The organism is Trichococcus flocculiformis, from assembly GCF_963662535.1.
In the GTDB taxonomy this organism is placed as follows: Bacteria; Bacillota; Bacilli; order Lactobacillales; family Aerococcaceae; genus Trichococcus; species Trichococcus flocculiformis.
The window spans coordinates 472,501-475,000 of sequence record NZ_OY759718.1 but is presented as its reverse complement, the minus strand read 5'-3'; the positions used below and the strand labels follow the sequence as shown (position 1 = coordinate 475,000).

Genomic DNA, 2,500 nt, shown 5'->3' with positions numbered 1-2,500 from the left:
GGAATAAAACTGTAAACAAAAAAAAGCGCGGCAACGTCCTAGTCTCACAAAGGGAAACCCTTCACTACAATCGGCGCTAAGAAGCTTAACTTCTGTGTTCGAGATGGGAACAGGTGTGACCTTCTTGCCATCGTCACCGCACATTTTTAATTAGAGAACGTTGTTCTCTCAAAACTGAATCTACAAAAGTAAAGGGATTCCGAAAACACCGCTTGAGTTTTCTTCTTTTTAAAAATTGGTTAAGTCCTCGACCGATTAGTATTGGTCCGCTCCATACATCGCTGTACTTCCACTCCCAACCTATCTACCTGATCATCTCTCAGGGGTCTTACTCACTTAAAGTGATGGGAAATCTCATCTTGAGGGGGGCTTCACGCTTAGATGCTTTCAGCGTTTATCCCGTCCACACATAGCTACCCAGCGATGCTCTTGGCAGAACAACTGGTACACCAGCGGTGTGTCCATCCCGGTCCTCTCGTACTAAGGACAGCTCCTCTCAAATTTCCAACGCCCGCGACGGATAGGGACCGAACTGTCTCACGACGTTCTGAACCCAGCTCGCGTACCGCTTTAATGGGCGAACAGCCCAACCCTTGGGACCGACTACAGCCCCAGGATGCGATGAGCCGACATCGAGGTGCCAAACCTCCCCGTCGATGTGAACTCTTGGGGGAGATAAGCCTGTTATCCCCAGGGTAGCTTTTATCCGTTGAGCGATGGCCCTTCCATGCGGAACCACCGGATCACTAAGCCCGACTTTCGTCCCTGCTCGACTTGTAGGTCTCGCAGTCAAGCTCCCTTCTGCCTTTACACTCTACGAATGATTTCCAACCATTCTGAGGGAACCTTTGGGCGCCTCCGTTACATTTTTGGAGGCGACCGCCCCAGTCAAACTGCCCGTCTGACACTGTCTCCCTGCTCGCTAAGAGCAGCGGGTTAGAGTGGTCATATCACAAGGGTAGTATCCCACCGTTGCCTCCTCCGAGACTGGCGTCCCGGTATCTTCGGCTCCTACCTATCCTGTACATGTGATACAAACACGCAATATCAAACTGCAGTAAAGCTCCATGGGGTCTTTCCGTCCTGTCGCGGGTAACCAGCATCTTCACTGGTACTATAATTTCACCGAGTCTCTCGTTGAGACAGTGCCCAAATCGTTACGCCTTTCGTGCGGGTCGGAACTTACCCGACAAGGAATTTCGCTACCTTAGGACCGTTATAGTTACGGCCGCCGTTTACTGGGGCTTCAATTCAAAGCTTCGCTTGCGCTAACCTCTCCTCTTAACCTTCCAGCACCGGGCAGGCGTCAGCCCCTATACGTCATCTTTCGATTTTGCAGAGACCTGTGTTTTTGATAAACAGTCGCTTGGGCCTATTCACTGCGGCTGACCTTGCGGTCAGCACCCCTTCTCCCGAAGTTACGGGGTCATTTTGCCGAGTTCCTTAACGAGAGTTCTCTCGCACACCTTAGGATTCTCTCCTCAACTACCTGTGTCGGTTTGCGGTACGGGCAGTTACTTTCTCACTAGAAGCTTTTCTTGGCAGTGTGACATCAGGAACTTCGCTACTAAATTTCGCTCCCCATCACAGCTTGTCCTTGAGAGAAAAAGCATTTCACTCGTTCTCAGACTTGCTGCTTGGACACACATTTCCGATCGTGTGCATTCCTTAGCCTCCTGCGTCCCTCCATCGCTCAAACAAAAGCAACTGGTACAGGAATATCAACCTGTTGTCCATCGCCTACGCCTATCGGCCTCAGCTTAGGTCCCGACTAACCCTGGGAGGACGAGCCTTCCCCAGGAAACCTTAGTTATTCGGTGGACGGGATTCTCACCCGTCTTGCGCTACTCATACCGGCATTCTCACTTCTAAGCGCTCCACCAGTCCTCACGATCTGGCTTCGATGCCCTTAGAACGCTCTCCTACCACGGAACCCTAAGGTTCCATCCACAGCTTCGGTGATCTGTTTAGCCCCGGTAAATTTTCGGCGCAGGGTCACTCGACTAGTGAGCTATTACGCACTCTTTAAATGATGGCTGCTTCTGAGCCAACATCCTAGTTGTCTGTGCAACCCCACATCCTTTTCCACTTAACAGATACTTTGGGACCTTAGCTGGTGGTCTGGGCTGTTTCCCTTTTGACTACGGATCTTATCACTCGCAGTCTGACTCCCGGATCTAAATCAATGGCATTCGGAGTTTATCTGAATTCGGTAACCCGAGAAGGGCCCCTAGTCCAAACAGTGCTCTACCTCCATGATTCGCATATCCGAGGCTAGCCCTAAAGCTATTTCGGAGAGAACCAGCTATCTCCAAGTTCGATTGGAATTTCTCCGCTACCCACACCTCATCCCCGCACTTTTCAACGTGCGTGGGTTCGGTCCTCCAGTGCGTATTACCGCACCTTCAACCTGGACATGGGTAGGTCACTTGGTTTCGGGTCTACGACCTCATACTTATTCGCCCTATTCAGACTCGCTTTCGCTGCGGCTCCGTCTTTT

Annotated in this window: 1 tRNA gene and 2 rRNA genes (2 of these 3 running past the window's edge); all 3 read right to left on the bottom strand. The window is 51.1% G+C overall.

Going from position 1 to position 2,500, the window contains the following annotated elements:
- Positions 1 to 3 (bottom strand) — tRNA-Asn (locus tag ACKPCD_RS02535) (it extends 71 nt beyond the left edge of the window).
- A gap of 22 nt (positions 4 to 25) precedes the next feature.
- A 5S ribosomal RNA gene (gene rrf, locus ACKPCD_RS02530) occupies positions 26 to 141 on the bottom strand.
- Positions 142 to 235: 94 nt separating this feature from the next.
- Positions 236 to 2,500 (bottom strand): 23S ribosomal RNA (locus ACKPCD_RS02525) (it continues 649 nt past the right edge of the window).